Here is a 22,334-nt window from a genome sequence, read left to right on the forward strand (position 1 = left end):
CCAAAGAGCCGTCAGCGCAAAACAGTCGCCCGGCCGGCATCCGGCCGGTTCACGGCACCCTGGTCACGGCATAGCCGGCCTTGCGAAACCCCTCGACCAGCCCTTCCGGCCCCGGCAGATGCAGGGCCCCGACCGCGAGAAAGGCATTGCCCTTGTCAAGATACGGCCCGGCATTGGCGATCATGCCCTTGTTGCGGCGGTTGATGAGCGCTTCCTCGAAGGCGGCGTAGCCGGCGGCATCCTCGGCCTGCGGCATGACGACGTTGAACATCGGCATGATCATGCCGACATCGCCTTGCTGGTAGAGCCGGATCATCGTCTCCGTCATGTCGTCGATGCCGTCGCCCAGCCGGATGGTGTCCAGCAGCCCTTGCATGTGGAACTCCATTGGCAAGGAAGCCATGGCGCCCAACTGGTCCGCAGCCGTCTCCAGCGAGCCCAGTTCCTTGCCGGCCGCCGTGGCATCCTGCGCGAGCCTGACGTCGAGGATCGCCTTGCCGGCGGTCCGGCGGTCGACTTCGCATTGCGGCACCGCCACCATGGCCAGCAGCATCCACGGCTTCATCTTGGCCGCGCTGGCCGGCGGGATCCCGCGCGCATCGAGACCTTTTTTCAGGACCTCGGCATCCTCGGCCGAGAGCTGCGAGGTGAGCGTCTCGGAGCCGGTGAACATCATCAGTTCCGGGTCACTGGCCATGGCCGCCATCATCCGCGCGGGGTCGAGCACGTCGGTGGTTTCGATTACCACCGTGCCGGCGCCGTCATAGGCCGCCTGCGCCGACGCCGGCAGCGTGACGACACGCGGATCGCTCAGGTGGAAAGTGCCGAACAGATAGGACGGCTGGGCGCCCTCCTTCTCCAGCTTCCACAGCACGCCCTTGCCGTTGAGCACGGCGTCCGCCTCCTGCCGCGCCTTGGCATAAGCGGCCGGGTCGTCCTTTTCGAGCTTTTCCATCAGGTCGACGCCGGCGCAGGCGATCGCCTCGGCCTGCGCCCTGCCCGTCGCCATGGCCAGCACGATGAGGAAGGACAGGAAGAACAGCAGGTTCAGCCCCGCCAGCAACTTGAGGCAGAACAGGGCGGTACGGTCGGCCAGGGCGAGTGTGCGTGTCATGCCCTTTCCTACCGTCAAATCGCGGCGAAACCGTTAACCCGATCGTCAGGCGCGCGGATGGGCAGCTTCGTAGATTTCCAGCAGCCGCGCCGTGTCGACGCCGGTATAGACCTGCGTGGTGGACAGGCTGGCATGGCCGAGCAATTCCTGGATGGTGCGCAGGTCGCCGCCGCGGCCGAGCAGATGCGTGGCGAAGGAATGGCGCAGCGCATGCGGCGTCGCCGTATCCGGCAAGTTGAGCGCCGAGCGCAGACGCACCATCTCGCGCTGGATGATGGCCGGGTTGAGCGGCCCGCCGCGCGCCCCGCGAAACAACGGCTGTTCGACTTCGAGGTGATAGGGGCACAGGCGCCGGTACTCCATCACCACCTTGGCGGCGACGGGCAGCAGCGGCACCAGCCGCGTCTTGCCGCCCTTGCCGGTCACGCGCAGCACGGTTTCGCCCGCATCGGCCAGTTCGCCGCCGGTGAGGCCGAGCGCCTCCGAAATGCGCAGGCCGCAGCCATAGAGAAGGGTCAGCACCGCCGCGTTGCGTGCCGCGATCCAGGGCTCCTCGGCAAGCTGCTCGCCCGCCGCCACCACGCGCTTGGCGTCGGGCGCGGTCAGCGGCTTGGGCAGGGATTTCGGCTGCCGGGGTGCGCGCAGGGCCGCAGCGCCCGCTGCATTCGCCATGCCCAGGCGCTCGAGGAAACGCAGCAGCGAGCGTATGCCGGCCAGCCCCCGCCCCAGCGTGCGCGCCCCGGCCCCCGCGCCCCGCCGCGAGGCGAGGAAGGCGCGCAGGTCCGCCGGCTTGAGCTCGGCAATATCGGCAATGCCCGGCGGCCCGCCGCAATGGCCGGTCAAAAACTGCAGGAACTGGCGCGTGTCGCGCTCATAGGCCTCGACCGTCAGCGCCGACAGCCGCCGCTCGCCGGCCAGCGCCGAAAGCCATTCGGCGCGCGCCGCCTGAAGGTCCGGCCGGGCCGAAATGAGGAATTGTTCCTGTGTCTTCATGCGCGCATCTTCACCCGATCGGGTTAGGAAGCGGTGAAGCTTGCTTGAAAAGGCCCTGCCCCCGATCTAGGACATCACCAGACTGCAAGGATCGAATGTCATGGCCAAGCTCGAAAACCCCGTCCAGATGGCCGTGATCGGCGCGCCGCATGGCATCAAGGGCGAATTGCGCGTCAAGACCTTCACCGGCGACCCTGAGGCGCTGGGCGATTATGGCCCGCTCTACACGCAGGACGGCCGCTCCTTCCAGGTCGCCAGCATCCGCCCCGCCGGCAACGTGGCCGTCGTGCGCTTCGCCGAGGTCAGGGACCGCAGCGCCGCCGAGGCGCTGACCGGCACCGAACTGTTCGTCGACCGCTCCGTGCTGCCCGAGCCGGAGGAGGAGGACGAGTTCTACCATGCCGACCTGATCGGCCTCGACGTGCGCGACGACACCGGCGCCGTGCTCGGCAAGGTGCTGGCGGTGCAGAATTTCGGCGGCGGCGATATCCTCGACCTGATGATCGGCGGCCGCAAGGGCGTGCTCATTCCCTTCACCCAGGCCGCCGTGCCGGACGTGTCGGTCGCGGAAGGCTATGTCCGCGTCGATCCCGTCGCCGCCGGGCTGGTGGACGACGGCGACGAGGACGGCCGTCCGGATGAAGAGGATGAAACCTTCGACGCCTCCGACCGGCCGCGCGGCCCCAGGGATGCCGGAGGCAACCGGTGAGCTTTTCCGCCTCGGTGCTGACCCTCTACCCGGAGATGTTTCCGGGTGCGCTGGGCATGTCTCTGGCCGGGCGGGCGCTGGAGGCCGGCACCTGGTCGCTGGAGACCGTGCAGATCCGCGACTTCGCCACCGACCGCCACCGCACCGTGGACGACACCCCGGCCGGCGGCGGCGCCGGCATGGTGATGCGCGCCGACGTGCTGGCCCGCGCCATCGACCACGCTTCCCCGCCCTCCGACCGGCGCCCGCGCCTGCTGATGAGCCCGCGCGGCCGGCCGCTGACGCAACAGCGCGTACGCGAACTGGCCGCCGGTCCCGGCGCGGTCATCCTGTGCGGCCGCTTCGAGGGCGTCGACCAGCGCCTGATCGAGGCCCGGCAACTGGAGGAAGTGTCGATCGGCGACTACATCCTCTCCGGCGGCGAGCCGGCGGCACTGGTGCTGCTCGACGCCGTGGTGCGCCTGCTTCCGGGCGTCATGGGCAACGAACTGTCGGGCGAGGAGGAAAGTTTCGAAGGCGGGTTGCTCGAGCACCCGCATTACACGCGCCCGCAGGAATTCGAGGGCCGGACGATCCCCGAGGTGCTGACCTCCGGCAACCATGCCAGGATCGCGGCATGGCGGCGGGCGCAGGCCGAGAAGCTGACCCGCGAAAGGCGCCCCGACCTGCTGCCTGAAGAGTAAAAGCCGCCGCCGGGTTCAGGCGGCCATGAATTCCGGGTTGCGCGCCACCAGCGCCACTTTCAGCTTTTCCATGGCGCGCGCCTCGAGCTGGCGCACCCGCTCCTTGGAAATGCCCATGGCTTCGCCGAGTTCGGCAAGCGTCGCCCCGTCGTCCTTGAGGCGTCGTTCCTCGATGATGCGCAGCTCGCGCGGGTTGAGCGCGCCCAGCGCATCCTTCAGCCAGATGGTGCGGCGTTCGACGTCGATGGCCTGCGAGGCCACCTCGTCGGGCAGAGGATCGTCGCAGACGAGGAAATCCATGCGCTCCAGCGAATCCGGCTCGCCCGACAGCGGCGCGTTGAGCGAGCTGTCCGGCGCGGAAAGCCGCGAATCCATGGTCGCGACATCGGCTTCCGGCACGCCGAGCGTGGTGGCGATCTCCTGATAGATGGTGGCGTTGGAAAGCGTGTCGGAACCGGCGGAAAGCCGCGCCCGCAGCCGGCGCAGGTTAAAGAACAGCGCCTTCTGGGCCGAGCTGGTGCCGCCGCGCACGATCGACCAGTTGCGCAGGATGTAATCCTGCATCGAGGCGCGGATCCACCACGTGGCATAGGTGGAAAAGCGCACGTCACGCTCCGGCTCGAACCGCGCCGCGGCCTCGAGCAGGCCGACATGGCCTTCCTGGATGAGGTCGCCGATCGGCAGGCCGTAATTGCGGAATTTCGCCGCCATGGAGATGACCAGACGCATATGCGCCACCGTCATGCGGTTCAGCGCCTCCTGGTCGTGCCGCTCGCGCCAGCTCACCGCCAGCGCCTGCTCCTCCTCGCGCTCCAGATAGGGCGCGGTCATGGCGGCGCGGATGAAATTGCGTTCTATGCTGTCCTGGATCATCGCGACTTTCCGGCATCCGATCGACTTCTGCCCGAATGCCGCGACAAGACTGCGGACATGTACGGGACCGCGGCCATAACGTGATGCGGGGCGGATTGGTTCCGCCCGAATGACAGCCAGGGGTTGACTATCCGATCGTGCGCTCCAGGACGCGCACCCAATTCTTCCAGGCGATCCTCTCGATCAATTCGCGCCCAAAGCCATGGGCGGCCAGCGCTTCGATGAGGCGCGGCAGGCCCGAAACGTCGCCGATGGCAGCCGGAATCGTCGCCCCGTCGAAATCCGAGCCGAAGCCGACATGATCCTCGCCCAGCGCCTCCACCAGCGCGCCGATGTGGCGGACCATCACATCGAGGCCGGTGTTCGGGTCCATTCGGCCGTCCTCGCGCAGGAAGCCAGTGGCGAAGTTCAACCCCACCATGCCCCCGGTGTCGCGGATGGCGCCGAGCTGCCATTCGGTGAGGTTGCGGGCATGCGGGCACAGCGCATGGACATTGGAATGGGTGGCGACCAGCGGCGCATCACTCAGTTCCGCGACATCGCGAAACCCTTTCTCGTTCAGGTGCGACAGGTCGATCATGATGCGCAGCCGGTTGCAGGCCCTGACCAGCGCCTTGCCGGCATCGGTGAGGCCGGGGCCGGTGTCCGGCGAGGACGGCAGGCGGAACGGCACGCCATGGCCGAAGGCGTTGGGCCGGCTCCACACGATGCCGAGGGAACGCAGGCCGGCGCCATGCAGCACGTCGAGCATGGCAAGGTCGGTGTCGATGGCTTCGGCGCCCTCGATGTGGAACACGGTGGCGAGCCGGCCGGCGGCCATGGCGGCACGGATATCGGCGGCGCTGCGGCAGACGCTCACCGCCCCGGCCCGCTCCAGCCGCAGCAGGATGGAGGCCATCGCCACCGTCGCGTCCAGCGCCTCGGCCCGGCCGAGTTCCGAGGCCAGCGGTTCGTCGGTGCCCGGCGCCGCGTTGCCGCGCCGGGTTCTTTGCAGCGGCGGCGGGAAGATGGCGAACATGCCGCCGGCCAGCCCGCCCTTGCGGGCGCGCGGCAGGTCGATGTGCCAGCTTGCCGGGCTGCCTTCGACGAACAGCTTTTCCTTGTCCGGCTCCGCCGCCTCGTAGAGTTTCATCAGCGTGTCGTTGTGGCCGTCGAAGACGGGTATCAATTCTGTCACTTGCGCGTCGTCCTTACCGGAATGTCTGGTGTGGGGCCGGATTGTCTGGTGCGGGGATGGAGACTATCAGATTCGCTCCGGGTTCTGGTCCGGCAGTTGCACCGCAAGCCCGGCCTTGATCCGGTCCATCACCACCAGCGTGCGGAAGCGCTTCACATTGTGATTCTCGAAGAACAGGCGGCGCGTCAGCGCATCGTAGTCCGCCATCGAGGCGACCGTGACGATGAGCACGAAATCGGCCTCGCCGGTCACATAGTAGCATTGCTGCACGGCCGGGTCGGCGGCGAAACTGCGCTTGGCTGCATCGAGCAGGTCGAGCCGCTCGCTTTCGACCTGCACCTCCACCACGATGGTGATGGGCTGGCCGACGCGGGCCGGATCGACGGCAGCGAAATTGCCGGTGATGACGCCGCTTTCCTCCATGCGCCGTACACGCCGGTGCACGGCCGCCGCCGACAGGTTCACCCGCTCGCCGAGCACCCGGTGCGGCACCGTGTTGTCCCGCTGCAATATGGCGAGGATCGCCAGATCGAAGCGGTCGAGTCCTTCCGGTGCCGGTTCGGGCATGGCGGTCCCCAAAATCGAGAGTTTTTTGCATTCTGGCGGCAGGAAAAGAAGAAATCCAGCCCTGTAGATGCAATAAACTTCAGCCTCCCGGAAGCGAGGAGCAACCATGCTGATCCTGAACACCCACCCCGACCATGACAAGGCGCTCGATCCCGCCGATGCCGAGACGCTGAGCCTCGAGGAAGCCCGCACCGTCGAGCGCTTCCTCCAGCATCGCCCCAACCACGAGCCGACGCCGCTGCATGCGCTGGACAACCTCGCGAAGGAACTCGGCGTCGCCTCCATCCACATCAAGGACGAAGGCTTCCGGCTCGGCCTCGGCAGCTTCAAGGCGCTGGGCGGCTCCTATGCCGTCATCCGGCTGGTGCTGGAGGCAGCCGGCCGCAAGCTCGGCCAGCCGGTCGATATTTCCGACCTGCAATCGCCGGCGGTGCGCAAAATCGCCGAAACCATGACCTTCGGCTGCGCGACGGACGGCAACCATGGCAAGTCGGTGGCCGTGGGCGCCCGTATGGTCGGCGCCAAGGCCGCGATCTTCGTCCATTCGGGCGTCAGCGACGAGCGCGTCGCCGCCATCGCCCAATACGGCGCCGAGATGATCCGGGTCGAGGGCACCTATGACGATTCCGTCGCCGAGGCCGAAAGGGTGTGCCGGGAGAACGGCTGGACCGTGGTTTCCGACACGTCCTGGCCGGGCTATGAGCGCATTCCCTCGCTGGTAATGCAGGGCTACACGGCCATGCTGGGCGAAGCGCTGCGCGCCCTGCCGCAGCCGCCGACCCATGTCTTCATCCAGGCCGGCGTCGGCGGGCTGGCGGCGGCCGTGGCCGGCTATTTCGACATCGTGTTCGGCGACAAGCGGCCGAAATTCATCGTCGTCGAACCGGAACGGGCGGCCTGCATCCTGGAAAGCGCCCGCGTCGGCCATCCGGTCAAGGTCGAGCATGGCGAGGCCACCATCATGGCCATGCTCGAATGCTACGAGCCGTCGCTGGTCGGCTGGCGGGTGCTGTCGCGCAAGGCCGAGGCCTTCATGACGGTGAGCGAGGAGGACGCCGCCGAGACCATGCGGCGCCTGGCGCGCCCGAAGGGTTCCGACCCGGCCATCGTCGCCGGCGAAAGCGGCTGCGCCGGCCTTGCCGGGCTGATCCGCGCCGCCGGCGACGCCGAAGCCAGGGCGGCGCTCGGCCTGGACGGCAATGCGCGCATCTTCCTCATCAACACCGAGACGGCCACCGACAAGGCCCGCTACGAGGCCATCGTCGGCACCGCGCCCGACAAGGTGCTCGAAACGGCATGACGCGCCGACCGGAGGCACCGCCTCCGGCGCGCGCCTGTAGCTCTTGTTTCCGGCCGTCCAAAAGGGCGGCCGGCTTCATTTCCGGATATCAGCCTCGGCCTATGACAGCGTGTCGAGCTTGCGCTGCATCGCAGCGATCTGATCCTTCAGTTCCTGAAGATCGTCTCCCCGCTCCGCGGTCTCCTTGCGCGGTTGCGGGTCCGCCTGCTGCGACGCGGCACCGGCCGGGAAGGCGGTGAACATGCGCATGGCGTTCTGGAACATCTCCATGTTGCGCCGTGTCTGCTCCTCCAGCGCCTTCATCGGCGTCGGCATCTTCATCATGTCCATGGGCGACTTGCCGATCGCATCCTTCATCTGCTCGCGGAAGCGCTCCTGTTCCTTCGAGAAGGCGAGCATGGACTGTTCGAGAAAGGACGGCACGATCATCTGCATCTGGTCGCCATAGAAGGCGATGAGCTGGCGCAGGAACGGGATCGGCAGCATGTTCTGCCCGTCCTTGTTTTCCAGTTCGAAGATGATCTGGGTCAGCACCGAATGGGTGATGTCGTCCCCGCTCTTGGCGTCCTGGACGGTGAAGTCCTCGCCGCGCTTGACCATGGTGGCCAGGTCCTCCAGCGTCACATAGGTGCTGGTTCCGGTGTTGTAGAGCCGGCGATTGGCGTATTTCTTGATGATCACCGGTTCGTCTTTCGCAGCCATCAGCGTCCTCCCGATCAGCTTCGGCACATTGGTAAGCAAGCACTTACTGCCTGATTTCCACTGCTTGCAGGATAGGCCCAAAACAGACGCGACTCCAAGTCATTTTGTGCAGTGCAGAAGAAATGAACGGGTCGACGGCGGTGCAAAATGCTGCGCAGCATTGCTGAGCCGGCCTGGCGGCGCCGGCGTGACGGCCGCATTTCCGGTTTGACTCGCGTTTCGGAAAGGGCAACAAAAGTTAAGGAAACCCGTCGAAATGCCGTCCTGAAAAGTCCGGAGAAAAACATGTCCGCTTCCAACGCCATCGTTGTCGTCAGCGCCGCCCGCACCCCCGTGGGCTCCTTCAGCGGCGCCTTCGCCAACCTGCCGGCACATGAGCTTGGCGCCATCGTGATCAAGGAAGTGCTGGCCCGCGCCGGCGTCGACGCCGCCGAGGTCGACGAGGTCATCCTCGGCCAGGTGCTGACCGCCGCCCAGGGCCAGAACCCCGCCCGCCAGGCCGCGATGCTGGCCGGCGTACCGAAGGAGGCTTCGGCCTGGAGCATGAACCAGGTGTGCGGCTCGGGCCTGCGCTCCGTCGCCCTCGGCATGCAGCAGATCGCCAGCGGAGATGCCCGCGTCATCGTGGCCGGCGGGCAGGAATCGATGTCGCTTTCGCCGCATGCCCAGCATCTGCGCGCCGGCGTGAAGATGGGCGACTACAAGATGATCGACACCATGATCAAGGACGGCCTGTGGGATGCCTTCAACGGCTACCACATGGGCATCACCGCCGAAAACGTCGCGCGTGAGTTCCAGATTTCCCGCGACGAGCAGGACCGGTTCGCGCTGGCGTCGCAGAACAAGGCCGAGGCCGCCCAGAAGGCCGGCAAGTTCAAGGACGAGATCGTTTCGGTGACGGTCAAGTCGCGCAAGGGCGACACCGTGGTCGAGGACGACGAATACATCCGCCACGGCGCCACCATCGATGCCATGCAGAAGCTGAAGCCGGCCTTCGACAAGGAAGGCACGGTGACGGCCGGCAACGCCTCCGGCATCAATGACGGCGCCGCCGGCGTGCTGTTGATGACGGAGGCCGAGGCCCAGCGCCGTGGCCTCACGCCGATCGTCCGCATCGCTTCCTGGGCGACCGCCGGCGTCGATCCGGCGGTGATGGGCACCGGCCCGATCCCGGCCTCGAAGAAGGCGCTGGAAAAGGCGGGCTGGTCGGTCAACGACCTCGACCTCGTCGAGGCCAACGAGGCCTTCGCCGCCCAGGCCTGCGCCGTCAACAAGGGGCTCGGCTGGAACCCCGATATCGTCAACGTCAATGGCGGCGCCATCGCCATCGGCCATCCGATCGGCGCCTCGGGCGCCCGCATCCTCAACACGCTGGTCTACGAGATGAAGCGCCGCGGCGCGAAGAAAGGCCTGGCCACGCTGTGCATCGGCGGCGGCATGGGCGTCGCCATGTGCCTGGAGGGGATGAATTAGGGGAATAGGGCAGTAGGGGAGTAGGGCAATATGTAAAGAAGCCCGAACTGACCGTTTCCCTACTGCCTTACTGCCTTACTGCCCTACTGCCCTACTGCCTTACTGCCTTACTTAACCTACTGCCTTACCACTCGCCTACTGCATCACCACGGAAGGACCAGAGCATGAGCAGGGTTGCAATCGTCACCGGCGGAACGCGCGGCATCGGCGCCGCCATTGCCAAAGCGTTGAGGGATGCGGGCTACTCCGTTGCCGCCAACTATGCCGGCAATGACGAAGCCGCCCGCACATTCAACGAGGAGACCGGCATTCCGGTCTACAAATGGTCGGTGGCCGATTACGACGCCTGCGCCGAGGGCATCGCCCAGGTGGAAGCCGACCTCGGCCCGGTGGGGGTGCTGGTCAACAATGCCGGCATCACCCGCGACGCCATGTTCCACAAGATGACGCGCGAGCAGTGGAACGAGGTGATCGGCACCAACCTCAATGGCGTCTTCAACATGACGCATCCGCTGTGGACCGGCATGCGCGACCGCAAGTTCGGCCGCGTCATCACCATCTCCTCCATCAACGGCCAGAAGGGCCAGATGGGACAGGCCAATTATTCGGCCGCCAAGGCCGGCGACATCGGCTTCAGCAAGGCGCTGGCGCAGGAGGGCGCCCGCGCCGGCATCACCGTCAACGTCATCTGCCCCGGCTACATCGCCACCGACATGGTGATGGCGGTGCCGGAAAAGGTGCGCGAGGCGATCGTCGCCCAGATCCCGATCGGCCGCCTCGGCGAGGCGGAGGAGATCGCGCGTTGCGTGGTCTTCCTCGCCTCCGACGATGCCGGCTTCATCACCGGCTCGACGCTGACGGCGAATGGCGGGCAATATCTCGCCTGATCGTCAAAAACTGTGCCGATCCGGCACGCAAGACTTAACGGCGCGGCGCGGCAAACCGCGCCGTTTCCACATCCAGCCTGTGCACGGCCTGTGGACAAGCTGTGCAAGCCACAACATCTGGTAGCGAACGAAACGGGAAACTTCTGCGATCAGCGATTCGTCGCCGTTTCGTTCCGTCTTTGATCGAGGTGTTAACGGCAACCCAGGCAAGGCCTTCGCAGATTCTTAAGGAAGATTAAGAAATTCCTTATTTTTCAATATATTAAGTTGAAAGATGCCGCATCGTGGCGAGCCCGGCCGGCCCATGTCGCAGATTCCGCCAGATTCAGCCGAAACGGCGCTTCGGAAGATTCAGCATCTAGCCGCCTCCATCCGGCAAAAAGCTACATATAGCCGTGAACGAACCATGAATCGGGAGGAGTCAGCGATTCGTTCCAGACTCGTTCCAGACTCGTTCCACAGGCCCGAAACGGCATCGAAACCGGCGCAATCAGGATACCCCACCACCCGCTCAGGGCTGAAATGACCTGTCATTCCTCACCGGCAAACCGTGTTGCAACAGTGCATTGCGCCGCCACAGACATCAATGCCAGAATAATATGCCGCCTATGCCTGACATTGGAACGCAACATGCCAAGACGCCCCTTCGACGACACCGACCGCCGTATCCTGGCCCAATTGCAGAAGGACAGCAGCCTCACCAATGTCGAACTGTCGGCGCGGGTGGGGCTGTCCCCGTCACCTTGTCTCGCACGAGTCAAGCAACTTGAGCGCGACGGCTTCATCCGCGGCTATGTCGCGCTGGTCGATCCGGAAGCGCTCGACCTGTCGATCAACGTCTTCATTCAGGTGACGCTGGAAAAGCAGGTCGAGCAGGCCTTGCGCACCTTCGAACAGAAGATGAATTCCTTCCCTCAGGTGATGGAGTGCTACCTGATGACCGGCGACAGCGACTATCTGGTTCGCCTGATCGTGCCGGACATGAAGGCGCTGGAGCATTTCATCGTCAACGAACTGACCAAGATTCCCGGCGTTTCCAACATCCGCTCCAGCTTCGCGCTCAAGCAGGTGAAGTACAAAACCGCCCTGCCCGTCTGAACGCGCGGGAGGCAGGCGGCGGGCGAACATCCAGACTATCTGGCCGTCCAGCATTTCATGCCACGCATGGCGCGAAATGCGGCACTCAATGCCGTTACACACTCCATTGAAAGCATTTTCGGCATCATATTTTCCGTACCCGCCGTTACAGTTGCTGCCAGCAACATTGGGAAGAGGCAGCATGAGCGACTTTCAGCAGGACCGGCGCGGCCAGTCCGATACCGACCCCATCGAAACGCAGGAATGGATCGAGGCCCTCACCGCCGTCGCCGCCAGTTCGGGCAGCGAGCGCGCCGGGTTCCTGCTGCGCCAGCTCGACGACGTGGCCCGCGCCAATGGCGTCTTTTCCAAGGGCCAGCCCTATTCGGCCTATCGCAACACCATTCCGGTGGCGCAGCAGGGCTCCTATCCGGGCGATCTGGAGCTGGAGGAGCGCATCACCTCGATCATCCGCTGGAACGCGCTGGCCATGGTCGTGCGCGCCAACAAGGCCTATGGCGAGCTGGGTGGCCATATCGCCAGCTATGCCAGCGCAGCCGAGATCTTCGAGATCGGCTTCAACCACTTCTTCCGCGGCCGCACCGAGGATTTCGGCGGCGATCTGGTCTACTTCCAGCCGCATTCCGCGCCCGGCGTCTATGCTCGCGCCTTCCTGGAGGGCCGGCTGAGCGAGGACCAGCTCGCCAACTACCGGCAGGAGGTCGGCGGCAACGGCCTGTGCTCCTATCCGCATCCCTGGCTGATGCCGGACTTCTGGCAGTTCCCGACCGGTTCGATGGGCCTCGGCCCGATCAGCGCCGTCTATCAGGCCCGCTACATGCGCTATCTGGAAGGGCGTGGACTGGCCAGCACCGCCGGCCGCCACGTCTGGGGCGTGTTCGGCGACGGCGAGATGGACGAGCCCGAATCCATCGCCGGCCTGACGCTGGCCGCACGCGAGAACCTCGATAACCTGACCTTCGTCGTCAACTGCAACCTGCAGCGGCTGGACGGCCCGGTGCGCGGCAACGGCCAGATCATCCAGGAACTGGAGAGCCTGTTCATCGGCGCCGGCTGGAACGTCATCAAGGTGCTGTGGGGCTCGGAATGGGACGGGCTGTTCGCCCGCGACAAGGATCTGGTGCTGCTGCGCCGCTTCGCCGAGACGGTCGACGGCCAGTATCAGGATCTCGGCAGCAAGGACGGCGACTACAACCGCGCCAAGTTCTTCGATGCCGATCCGGCCAGCCGCGCCCTGGTCGCCCACATGACCGATGCCGAAATCCACGCGCTGAAGCGCGGCGGCCATGATTTCCGCAAGCTCCATGCCGCCTTTGCCGCCGCCAAGGCGCACAAGGGCCGCCCGACGGTGATCCTCGCCAAGACCAAGAAGGGCTACGGCATGGGCAATGCCGGCGAAAGCCGCATGACCGCCCACCAGTCCAAGAAGCTGGACATGGAGGCGCTGGTCGCCTTCCGCGACCGTTTCGGCCTGCCGCTGTCGGAAAGCGATCTGGAGGGGCTGAAGTTCTACAAGCCGGCCGAGCACAGCCGCGAGATGGCCTATCTGCGCGAGCGCCGCGCGACATTGGGCGGCTCCATCCCCGCCCGCCGCCCCGGCCAGGCGCCCGAGAAGCGCATCGCGGTGCCGGCGCTTGACAGCTACGGCAAGTTCGCCACCGGCGCCGACGGCAAGGAGATGTCGACCACCATGGCCGCCGTGCGCATGATGGGCGGGCTCCTGAAGGACAAGGGCATCGGCCCACGCATCGTGCCCATCGTCGCCGACGAGGCGCGCACCTTCGGCATGGACAACCTGTTCCGTCAGGTTGGCATCTACGCGCCGAAGGGCCAGCTCTACGAGCCCGAGGACGCCGGCTCGATGATGTACTACAAGGAGGCCAAGGACGGGCAATTGCTCGAGGAAGGCATCACCGAGGCCGGCGCGATCTCGAGCTGGGCCGCCGCCGCCACCTCCTACAGCGTGCACGACACGCCGACGCTGCCCTTCTACATCTATTATTCGATGTTCGGCTTCCAGCGCATCGGCGACCTGATCTGGGCGGCCGCCGACCAGCGCGCGCGGGGCTTCCTGCTCGGCGCCACGGCGGGGCGCACCACGCTGTCGGGCGAAGGCTTGCAGCATCAGGACGGCACCAGCCACCTGATCGCCTCGACCATCCCCAATTGCCGCGCCTACGACCCCGCCTTCGCCGGCGAACTGGCCGTCATCCTCGACCACGGCATGCGCCGCATGATGGAGGAGCAGGCCGACGAGTTCTACTACGTCACGGTGATGAACGAGAACTACGCCCAGCCCTCGCTGCAATCGGGCGCGGAAGCGGACATCGTCAAGGGCCTGTACAAATTCGCCAGCCGTGGCGACGAGGGCGCGGAAACCCGCGTGCGGCTGCTGGGTTCGGGCACCATCATGCAGCAGGTGATCGCGGCGGCCGACCTGCTGACTGAGCGCTTCGGCATCGCCTCGGACGTCTTCAGCGCCACCTCCTTTACGGAACTGGCGCGGGAGGCGCGCGCGGTCGAGCGCGCCAACCGGCTCTCCGCCGCCGAGGAACCGCAGATCGGCCATGCCGCAAGGCTGTTGTCAGGCCGCATGCCCATCGTGGCGGCGACCGATTATGTGCGCGCCCTGCCGCAGATGATCGCGCCCTATCTCGACGCGCGCTTCATCGCGCTCGGCACCGACGGCTTCGGCCGCAGCGACACCCGCACGGCGCTGCGCGCCTTCTTCGAGGTGGATGCCAAAAGTATCGCGCTGGCGGCCATCGAGGCGCTGGTGCGCGAGGGCCATGCCGAGCGCAAGGTGCTTGTCGAGGCCATCGCCGAATTCGGCATCCGGGCGGATGCGCCCGCCCCGTGGACCGTCTGAGGAGGAGCCGGACATGAGCAATCTGGTGAAGATCGCGGTTCCCGATCTGGGCGATTTCCGTAACGTGCCGGTCGTCGAACTGCCGGTCGCGGTCGGCGACACCATCGCCGCCGGCGACACGCTGGTGGTGGTCGAATCCGACAAGGCGACGCTGGATGTCCCCGCCGAGATCGGCGGGCGCATCACAGCCCTTCATGTGGGCATGGGCGACAAGGTGAGCGAGGGCACGCTGCTGGCCGAGATAGAAGCCGGGCAGGGGTCAGAGGCTGCGTCTGCCGCGCCTGCGCCCGAACCGGCCCCGGCTGCCGCACCGCCGGCCGAAGCCGTGCCGCAAGCCGCGGCGGCACCGGCGCCCGCCGCTGCGGCAAGCCCGGCACCTTCGGCACAGGACGGCCTGCCGCCGCACGCCTCGCCCTCGATCCGCAAGTTCGCCCGCGAACTGGGCGTGGACCTTGCCGGCATCCATGGCACCGGCCCCAAAGGCCGCATCACCCGGGAGGACGTGCAGGGCTTCGTCAAGGCGGCCTTGCAGGCCCCTGCCGCGAATGGCGCGACGGATGGCGGCATCGGCCTCGGCCTGCCCGACTGGCCGCGCGTGGATTTCGCCAAATTCGGCGAGATCGAGCGCAAGCCGTTGTCGCGCATCGTGCGCATTTCCGGCCCGGCTCTGGCGCGCAACGCCATCATGATCCCGCACGTCACCAATTTCGACGAAGCCGACGTGACCGATCTGGAGACCTTCCGCAAGGAAGCCAACGCGCAGGACGGCGCGCCGAAACTGTCGATCCTGCCCTTCGTGGTCAAGGCGGCGGTGGCGGCGCTGAAGGCCTATCCGGCCTTCAATTCGTCGCTCGACGGCGACGACATGGTGCTGAAGAAATACTGGAACATCGGCATCGCCGCCGACACGCCCGAAGGGCTGGTGGTGCCGGTGGTCAAGGACGCCGACCGCAAGGGCCTGCGCGAGATCGCCGCCGAAATGGCCGATCTCGCCGCCGATGCCCGCGCCGGGCGGCTGAAGCCTTCCGACATGCAGGGCGCGACCTTCACCATCTCGTCGCTCGGCGGCATCGGCGGAACGAACTTCACGCCCATCATCAACGCGCCGGAAGTCGCCATCCTCGGCATGACGCGCTCGGCGACCAAGCCGGTCTGGGACGGGGAAGCCTTCCAGCCGCGTCTGATCCAGCCGCTGTCGCTGTCCTGGGATCACCGCGCGGTCGACGGCGTGGCGGCGGCCCGCTTCCTCGGCTTCGTCAAGGACATCCTGTCCGATTTCCGGCGCATCAGCCTGTGAGGGGAACGGCCATGACGAGAGAAATCGCCATCCCCGACATCGGGGATTTCAAGGATGTCACCGTCGTCGAGGTCCCGGTCGGACCCGGCGACCGCATCGCGATCGATGACCCGATCCTGATGCTGGAGAGCGACAAGGCGACTCTGGATATTCCCGCACCCTGCGCCGGCGTGGTGCGCGAGGTGCTGGTGAAGGTGGGCGACCGCGTCAGCCAGGGAACCGTGGCGCTGCGCATCGAGGAGGAGCTTGCCGACCGGCCGGCTCCCACACCGGCAGCGGCTGCCGCAGGCGGCGACCATGTGGATCTGCTGGTCATCGGCGCCGGTCCGGGCGGCTATACCGCCGCCTTCCGCGCCGCCGACCTCGGCCGCAAGGTCACGCTGGTCGATGCGCGGCAGACCCTGGGCGGGGTGTGCCTCAATGTCGGTTGCATCCCGTCCAAGGCGCTGCTGCATGTCGCCAAGCTGGTCGACGACGCGGCCGAGGGCGCGGCGTATGGCGTCAGCTTCGGCGCGCCGCAGATCGACATCGATGCGGGGCGGGGCTGGAAGGAAAGCGTCGTCGGCAAGCTGACCGGCGGCCTTGCCAGGCTGGCGAAGCGGCGCAAGGTCACCACCATGCAGGGCATGGCGCGCTTCACCGGGCCGCACGAGGTCGAGGTGGCGACGCCGGACGGGCCGCGCCGCCTCACCTTCGATCAGGCCATCGTCGCCGTGGGCTCCAGCCCGATATGGCTGCCCTTCCTGCCAGACGACCCGCGCATCTTCGACAGCACCGGAGCACTGGACCTGAAAGCCGTGCCGCAGCGCCTGCTGGTTCTCGGCGGCGGCATCATCGGGCTGGAGATGGCGCAGGTCTATCATGCGCTGGGATCGCGCATCACCATCGCCGAGCGCATGGGCCAGCTCATCCCCGGCGCCGATGCCGATATCGTCAAGCCGCTGACGAACCGGCTCAAGGCCCGCTACGAAGCCATATATCTGGAGACCGGCGTCACCGCCGTCACGGCGGGCGAAGTGCTCACCGCTTCATTCGAGAATGCGTCCGGGACATGGCAAACGAAGTTCGACGCCATCCTCGTCGCCGTCGGCCGCCGCCCCAACGGCGCGGAACTGGGAGCGGAGCCGGCGGGTGTGGCGGTGACCGGCCAGGGCTTCATCCCGGTCGATGCGCAGATGCGGACAAACCAGAAGCACATCTTCGCCATCGGCGACGTGGTCGGCCAGCCGATGCTCGCCCACAAGGCCACGCACGAGGCCAAGGTGGCGGCCGAGGTCGCCTGCGGCCACAAGGCGGCGTTCGAGCCGCGCTGCATTCCCTCCGTCGCCTATACCGATCCCGAGATCGCCTGGACCGGCCTCACCGAAACGCAGGCGAAGGCGGAGGGGCGCAGGGTGAAGACCGCCACCTTCCCGTGGGCGGCGTCCGGACGAGCGCTGTCGATGGGACGCGGCGAGGGCCTGACCAAGCTTGTGCTCGACCCTGACAGCGGCCGGGTGCTGGGCGCGGCGATCGTCGGCGTCAATGCGGGCGAACTGATCGCCTCGGCCTGCCATGCCATCGAGATGGGGTCCGACGCGGCGGATCTCGCGCTGACCATCCACCCGCACCCGACGCTGTCCGAAACGCTCGGCTTTGCCGCCGAAGCCTTCGAGGGCACGCTGACCGACCTGTAGCGAACAGCCCGGCAGCGGCAATGCCGGTGGCCGGGTGCCCGTCAGATCAGGCTTTTGAGGTCGTAGCCGGCATCCGCCACCTGCCCCGGCAGGGGCGAGCGCCCCGCCTCGATCAGGCGCTTGCCGATCATGTAGCTGCGCGGATCGTTCATCGCATCCACGGCCAGCAACTCGCCTTCGCGAAAATACCAGTGCGAGCACGCCTGCCCGGCACCCGGCCGCACCACGACCTGATCGAAATTGCTGTTCAGCCCGGCGATCTGGAGCTTGATGTCGTACTGGTCGGACCAGAACCACGGCTTCGGCACATAGTCCTGCCCCGCGCCCAGCATGTTGGCGGCCACCGCCTCGGCCTGGTCGATGGCGTTCTGCACGCTCTCCAGCCGGATCATCTCGCCGCGATAGGGAAAGCGCGTGCAGTCGCCGGCCGCCCAAACCGAAGGGTCGCTGCTGCGGCCCTGCGCATCGACGACGATGCCGTTCTCGCAGGCCAGCCCCGCAGCCGCCGCCAGCCCGTCATTGGCCATGACGCCGATGCCGACCACGACGAAATCCACCTCGCGCCGCGAACCGTCCGACAGCGCGACCGAGATCGCCGTACCCCCTTCAAGCCTCTGCAATCCGATGCCTTCCAAGATTTCGACGCCCTGCCCGGCGTGCAGCGCCCGGAAATAGTCCGAGGTTTCGGGCGCGGCGACGCGCTGGAGAATGCGCTGCGCCGCCTCCACCAACGTCACCTTCAGCCCCAGCTTGGCCGCCACCGCCGCCGCCTCCAGCCCGATATAGCCGCCGCCGACGATCAGCACTCGTCGCCCGGGCGCGAACTCGGGCGCCATGCGCTCGACATCGGCCAGATTGCGCACCACGTAGACGCCCGCCATGGCGCCGCCCAGCGACGCCGGCAGCGTGCGCGGCGTGGCCCCGGTGGTCAGCGCCAACTGGTCGTAAGCCAGGCTCTCCCCGTCGAGGCGAAGCTGCCGGCCGGCCGTGTCGATGGCGGTGACCCTGCGCCCCCGCAACAGGGTGATGTCCTTTTCCGCGTAGAACCGCTCCGGGCGCAGGTGGAGTTGCTCCAGCGACATCTCCTTCAGTAGGTATTTCTTCGACAAAGGCGGCCGCTGGTAGGGCAGCGCCTCCTCCTCGCCGATGAGGGTGATGCGCCCCTCGAAGTTCAGCGCCCGTAGCCTGGCCGCCAGCGCCGCACCCGCCTGCCCCGCGCCCAGTATCGCGATATGGGTCATGTCCTGCCTCCTCTCCCCTGTTCAGGCGACCCTGTTCGCCGGCTCGCCGCCGCCGAAGAAGGCCTTCAGATTGTCAAGCGCCGTCATCCCCATCGCCTCGCGCGCCGATCGCGTCGCCGAGCCCAGATGCGGCAGCAGCACAACGTCGTCGCGCTCGCGCAGGGCCGCCGGCACCTCGGGCTCGAACTCGTAGACATCGAGCGCCGCCCCGGCGATCCGCTTTTCGCGCAGCGCCTCGATCAGCGCCGCCTCGTCCACCACCTCGCCGCGCGAGACATTGATCAGATGCGCGTGAGGCCGCATCAGCGACAACGCCTCTGCGTCGATCAGATGCCTTGTCCCGACACCGCCCGGCAGGGTCACGACGATGAAGTCGGACCGGCCCAGCACCTCGTCCAGCGGCACTTGCGTGGCCTCCAGCCCCGGCGGACGCTTCGGCGAACGGTTGTGGAACAGCACCTCCATGCCGAAGCCGGCGGCGGCACGGCGGGCCACCTCCTGGCCGATCCGGCCCATGCCGACGATGCCCAGCGTCCGGCCGCCGACCTCGTCGCCGAGAAGCTCCACCGGATGCCAGCCCCGCCATTGCCCGGAACGGACCAGACGTTCGCCCTCGCCGGCGCGGCGCGCGCTCATCAGCAGCAGCATCATGGCAAGATCGGCCGTCGGCGCGGTGACGGCGCCCGGCGTGTTGGTCACCGCAATCTCCGCATCGGCGGCGGCGGCGAGGTCGATATGGTTCACCCCGGCCCCGAAATTCGCCAGGATCCGGCAGCGCGGCGCTTCTACGGCCGAGAACACATCGCGCGAAAAGACATCGCCCAGCGAAGGCAGGATGGCGTCATATTCCGTCAGCGCATCCGCCAGCTCGGCCGGCCGGGTGGGACCGGCGCTATCCCGGATCGTCAGGTCGAACAGCACCCCGGCGCGGTCATGGACGGCGGCCGGCAGCGGCCTGGTGATCAACAGGCGCGGGCGCATCTTTTCTCCTCCATCTTGCCTCCCTTTTGGCGACCCCGTACCGGCACGCAGCCTCCACCGCTTTTGCCGGAAAGATTGAAAAACAAATAAAATCAATAATTTACTGGATCTTTAAAAAATCCTACCAAATAGTTTGACCAATTGCTATGAATTTGTTTATCTGTCCGTGGAGGAGGACAGATCATGATAGGATTATTGCCACCCAGCGGTGCCCAGCACGGCAAGGGAGCCCCGCGATGAAGCGTTTCTGGGCCGATTACTCCAGCCGCGACTTCGCCGCCCTCGACCGCCAGCGCATCATCGCCGTTCTTCCGATCGGAGCCATCGAGCAGCACGGGCCGCATTTGCCCATGTCGGTGGACAGCTGCACCGTCGACGGTGTCGCCCGGCGTCTTGCCAGGGCCCTGCCCGAAACCAGCCCGGTCCTGATCCTGCCCACGCAGTCGGTCTGCAAGAGCGACGAGCACATCGACTATCCCGGCACCCTCACGCTGACGGCAGAGACGCTGATCCGCGTGCTCACCGAGATCGGCGCCAGCGTAGCGCGCTCCGGCGTGCGCAAGTTCGTGCTGCTGAACGGCCACGGCGGCAACATCCCGGTGATGGACATCGTCACCCGGCAATTGCGCGTCAGCCACGACATGCTGGCCTTCGCGGTCAACTGGTTCGGCTTCGGCATGCCCGACGGCCTCTATTCCGATGTCGAGCGCAGCCACGGCATCCATGCCGGCGACATGGAAACCTCGGTCATGCTGGCGCTCGACCCCGCCAATGTGAACATGGATGCGGCGCGCGATTTCCGCTCCCGCGGCCAGGACCTCGCCGAGAAGTTCCGCCATCTCGGATTGGGGCGCGGCGCCAGGCCCGGCTGGAAGACCCAAGACCTCAGCACCGCCGGCGCCTGTGGCGAAGCCCATCTGGCCACCGCCGAAAAAGGCGAGGCGACGCTGGACCACGCCATCGGCAGGCTGGTCGAGGCCATGGCCGAGATCGACCGCCTGCCGTCAGGCTGGCTCGACAGCAGACCGGAGTGGTGAGCGATGAACTGCCAGATTTCCAGGCCTGAGGCCCCTGTCCTCATCGAGATGAAGGACGTCCACAAGCAGTTCGGCAACGGCACCGTCGCGCTGCGCGGCATGTCCCTGCAGATCCGCAAGGGCGAGTTCGTCAGCTTCCTCGGCCCGTCGGGCTGCGGCAAGAGCACCGCGTTGAAGATGGTCGCCGGCCTGCTGTCGGTTTCATCCGGGTCGATCTCGGTCAACGGGCACCCGGCGGGACAAGGTTCCGACGGCAACGACATCGGCTACGTATTCCAGGAAGCCACGCTGATGCCCTGGGCGACCGTCTTCGAGAACGTCTACCTGCCGCTCAAGCTGCACGGGCTCAGGCGATCCGAGGCCCGGCCGCGCGTCGAGGAGGCGCTGGCCATGGTCGGCCTCGCCAATTTCGCCAATTCCTATCCGCGGGAACTGTCGGGCGGCATGAAGATGCGCGTCTCCATCGCCCGCGCCATGGTGACCAGGCCGAAGCTGCTTCTGATGGACGAGCCGTTCGCGGCGCTGGACGAGATGACGAGGTCCAAGCTCAACGACGAGGTTCTCGGCCTGTGGCGCTCGCACGGCCTGACCGTGATCTTCGTCACCCATTCGGTCTTCGAGTCCGTCTATCTCTCCAGCCGTGTCGTCGTCATGGCCGCGCGCCCCGGCCGGGTCGTGCACGACATCGCGCTCTCCGATGGCCATCAGCGCACCGCCGCCCATCGGATGACGCCCGAATACACCGAGAACTGCCGTCTGGTCAGCAATGCGCTGGAAGGGACCATGGACCATGTCGATATCAACCATTGAACAGGGAACCGGCACCGTGGCCACGAACACCGGCATCGACCCCCGCATCCTGCGCGAACGGCGCGAGCGCAAGTTGCGCATCATCATGCCGGTCTCGACCATCCTACTGGCGCTCGGCCTGTGGGAATTCCTGGTCTGGTACAACGAGGTGCCGCACTACCTGATCCCGGCGCCGAGCCTGATCGCCAGGACGCTGGTGCAGGACTGGCCGACCCTGATGCAGAGCGCGGCCTTCACCGTCAAGCTGACGCTGTTGTCGCTGGGCCTCGCCATCGTCGGCGGCGTGCTTCTGGGCATGGTGTTCGCCCTGTCGCGCACGGTGGAGATGAGCCTGTTTCCCTTCGCCGTCATCCTGCAGGTGACGCCGGTCATCGCCATCGCGCCGCTGATCCTGATCTATGTCAGCAACACCTTCTTCGCGCTGCTGATCTGCGCCTGGATCGTGGCCTTCTTCCCGATCCTGTCGAACACCGCCATCGGGCTGCGCAGCGCCGACCACAATCTGCGCGACATGTTCCGGCTCTATCAGGCGACGCCCTGGCAACGCCTGCGCTACCTTCTGATCCCCTCGGCCCTTCCCTATTTCATGGCCGCGCTGAAGATCGCCGGCGGGCTGTCGCTGATCGGCGCGGTGGTGGCGGAATTCGTCGCCGGCACCGCGGGCCAGAACACCGGCCTTGCCTCGCGCATCCTGGAATCGAGCTTCCGCAACGAGATCCCGCGCATGTTCGCCGCGCTGTTTCTGGTGTCGGTGCTGGGCATCCTGATCTTCCTCGTCACCGCCTGGCTGTCGCGTGCCGTGCTCGGTCACTGGCACGAGAGCGAAATCAAGCGGGAACTGTAGCCG

General features: G+C 66.6%; 20 protein-coding genes. 12 read left to right on the forward strand and 8 right to left on the reverse strand.

Going from position 1 to position 22,334, the window contains the following annotated elements:
• Window positions 1–49: 49 nt before the first annotated feature.
• Window positions 50–1,114 (reverse strand): TraB/GumN family protein, encoded by a 1,065-nt coding sequence (locus tag ACVCNR_RS08075; RefSeq protein WP_447074313.1) that lies wholly within the window; start codon window positions 1,112–1,114, stop codon window positions 50–52.
• A 45-nt stretch (window positions 1,115–1,159) separates the two neighbouring features.
• Window positions 1,160–2,107, reverse strand: a complete 948-nt coding sequence (locus tag ACVCNR_RS08080; protein WP_447074314.1) for a tyrosine recombinase XerC — start codon at window positions 2,105–2,107, stop codon at window positions 1,160–1,162.
• Window positions 2,108–2,207: 100 nt separating this feature from the next.
• Between ACVCNR_RS08080 and rimM the strand changes: the two genes are divergently transcribed.
• Both rimM and trmD read left to right on the forward strand, forming a co-directional pair.
• Window positions 2,208–2,816 carry a ribosome maturation factor RimM gene (rimM, locus tag ACVCNR_RS08085; protein WP_447074315.1) on the forward strand — a complete coding sequence of 203 codons (609 nt, stop codon included), beginning with the start codon at window positions 2,208–2,210 and terminating at the stop codon, window positions 2,814–2,816.
• Window positions 2,813–3,499, forward strand: coding sequence for a tRNA (guanosine(37)-N1)-methyltransferase TrmD (trmD, locus tag ACVCNR_RS08090; RefSeq protein ID WP_447074316.1), 687 nt, complete (start codon window positions 2,813–2,815; stop codon window positions 3,497–3,499). Before rimM ends, trmD begins: the two co-directional genes overlap by 4 nt.
• 15 nt (window positions 3,500–3,514) lie before the next feature.
• On the opposite strand, the gene ACVCNR_RS08095 is transcribed toward trmD, so the two are convergent.
• The 3 genes from ACVCNR_RS08095 to ACVCNR_RS08105 form a co-directional block, all read right to left on the reverse strand.
• Entirely contained in the window at window positions 3,515–4,372 is an 858-nt protein-coding gene (locus ACVCNR_RS08095) for an RNA polymerase factor sigma-32 (RefSeq protein WP_354198021.1), read from the reverse strand.
• Between the two features lie 127 nt (window positions 4,373–4,499).
• Complete coding sequence (locus tag ACVCNR_RS08100; protein WP_447074317.1) at window positions 4,500–5,549, reverse strand: dipeptidase; 1,050 nt, start codon at window positions 5,547–5,549, stop codon at window positions 4,500–4,502.
• A gap of 66 nt (window positions 5,550–5,615) precedes the next feature.
• Window positions 5,616–6,116, reverse strand: coding sequence for an Lrp/AsnC family transcriptional regulator (locus tag ACVCNR_RS08105; RefSeq protein ID WP_447074318.1), 501 nt, complete (start codon window positions 6,114–6,116; stop codon window positions 5,616–5,618).
• A gap of 106 nt (window positions 6,117–6,222) precedes the next feature.
• On the opposite strand from ACVCNR_RS08105, the gene ACVCNR_RS08110 reads away from it, so the two are divergent.
• The gene (locus ACVCNR_RS08110; protein ID WP_447074319.1) at window positions 6,223–7,416 is read left to right on the forward strand and encodes a diaminopropionate ammonia-lyase; all 1,194 of its coding nucleotides are present in this window, start codon (window positions 6,223–6,225) and stop codon (window positions 7,414–7,416) included.
• Window positions 7,417–7,515: 99 nt separating this feature from the next.
• Here ACVCNR_RS08110 and phaR read toward each other — a convergent pair whose 3' ends face one another.
• Window positions 7,516–8,118, reverse strand: coding sequence for a polyhydroxyalkanoate synthesis repressor PhaR (gene phaR, locus ACVCNR_RS08115; RefSeq protein WP_447074320.1), 603 nt, complete (start codon window positions 8,116–8,118; stop codon window positions 7,516–7,518).
• Between the two features lie 285 nt (window positions 8,119–8,403).
• Between phaR and ACVCNR_RS08120 the strand changes: the two genes are divergently transcribed.
• From ACVCNR_RS08120 to lpdA, 6 genes are all read left to right on the forward strand, one after another.
• Complete coding sequence (locus ACVCNR_RS08120) at window positions 8,404–9,591, forward strand: acetyl-CoA C-acetyltransferase (RefSeq protein ID WP_354198031.1); 1,188 nt, start codon at window positions 8,404–8,406, stop codon at window positions 9,589–9,591.
• Between the two features lie 164 nt (window positions 9,592–9,755).
• Window positions 9,756–10,478, forward strand: coding sequence for an acetoacetyl-CoA reductase (phbB, locus tag ACVCNR_RS08125; protein WP_447074321.1), 723 nt, complete (start codon window positions 9,756–9,758; stop codon window positions 10,476–10,478).
• 630 nt (window positions 10,479–11,108) lie between these two features.
• Window positions 11,109–11,576, forward strand: coding sequence for an Lrp/AsnC family transcriptional regulator (locus tag ACVCNR_RS08130; protein WP_354198035.1), 468 nt, complete (start codon window positions 11,109–11,111; stop codon window positions 11,574–11,576).
• Window positions 11,577–11,757: 181 nt separating this feature from the next.
• On the forward strand, window positions 11,758–14,445 hold the full coding sequence (gene mdeB / locus ACVCNR_RS08135; protein ID WP_354198037.1) for an alpha-ketoglutarate dehydrogenase: 2,688 nt from the start codon (window positions 11,758–11,760) through the stop codon (window positions 14,443–14,445).
• Window positions 14,446–14,458: 13 nt separating this feature from the next.
• A complete protein-coding gene (locus tag ACVCNR_RS08140; RefSeq protein ID WP_354198039.1) occupies window positions 14,459–15,742 on the forward strand; it encodes a 2-oxo acid dehydrogenase subunit E2 in 1,284 nt (427 codons plus the stop codon).
• An 11-nt stretch (window positions 15,743–15,753) separates the two neighbouring features.
• On the forward strand, window positions 15,754–17,418 hold the full coding sequence (gene lpdA, locus ACVCNR_RS08145) for a dihydrolipoyl dehydrogenase (protein WP_447074323.1): 1,665 nt from the start codon (window positions 15,754–15,756) through the stop codon (window positions 17,416–17,418).
• Window positions 17,419–17,459: 41 nt separating this feature from the next.
• Here lpdA and ACVCNR_RS08150 read toward each other — a convergent pair whose 3' ends face one another.
• Both ACVCNR_RS08150 and ACVCNR_RS08155 read right to left on the reverse strand, forming a co-directional pair.
• A complete protein-coding gene (locus ACVCNR_RS08150) occupies window positions 17,460–18,659 on the reverse strand; it encodes an NAD(P)/FAD-dependent oxidoreductase (RefSeq protein WP_447074325.1) in 1,200 nt (399 codons plus the stop codon).
• Window positions 18,660–18,680: 21 nt separating this feature from the next.
• Window positions 18,681–19,640 carry a 2-hydroxyacid dehydrogenase gene (locus ACVCNR_RS08155; protein ID WP_447074327.1) on the reverse strand — a complete coding sequence of 320 codons (960 nt, stop codon included), beginning with the start codon at window positions 19,638–19,640 and terminating at the stop codon, window positions 18,681–18,683.
• Window positions 19,641–19,876: 236 nt separating this feature from the next.
• Here ACVCNR_RS08155 and ACVCNR_RS08160 point away from each other — a divergent pair, with 236 nt between their 5' ends.
• From ACVCNR_RS08160 to ACVCNR_RS08170, 3 genes are all read left to right on the forward strand, one after another.
• Window positions 19,877–20,677, forward strand: coding sequence for a creatininase family protein (locus ACVCNR_RS08160; protein WP_447074328.1), 801 nt, complete (start codon window positions 19,877–19,879; stop codon window positions 20,675–20,677).
• 3 nt (window positions 20,678–20,680) lie between these two features.
• Window positions 20,681–21,487 (forward strand): ABC transporter ATP-binding protein, encoded by an 807-nt coding sequence (locus ACVCNR_RS08165; RefSeq protein ID WP_447074329.1) that lies wholly within the window; start codon window positions 20,681–20,683, stop codon window positions 21,485–21,487.
• 85 nt (window positions 21,488–21,572) lie between these two features.
• Window positions 21,573–22,331 carry an ABC transporter permease gene (locus tag ACVCNR_RS08170; RefSeq protein WP_354198066.1) on the forward strand — a complete coding sequence of 253 codons (759 nt, stop codon included), beginning with the start codon at window positions 21,573–21,575 and terminating at the stop codon, window positions 22,329–22,331.
• The last annotated feature ends 3 nt before the right edge of the window (window positions 22,332–22,334 follow it).

This window comes from Aquamicrobium terrae (assembly GCF_052978165.1).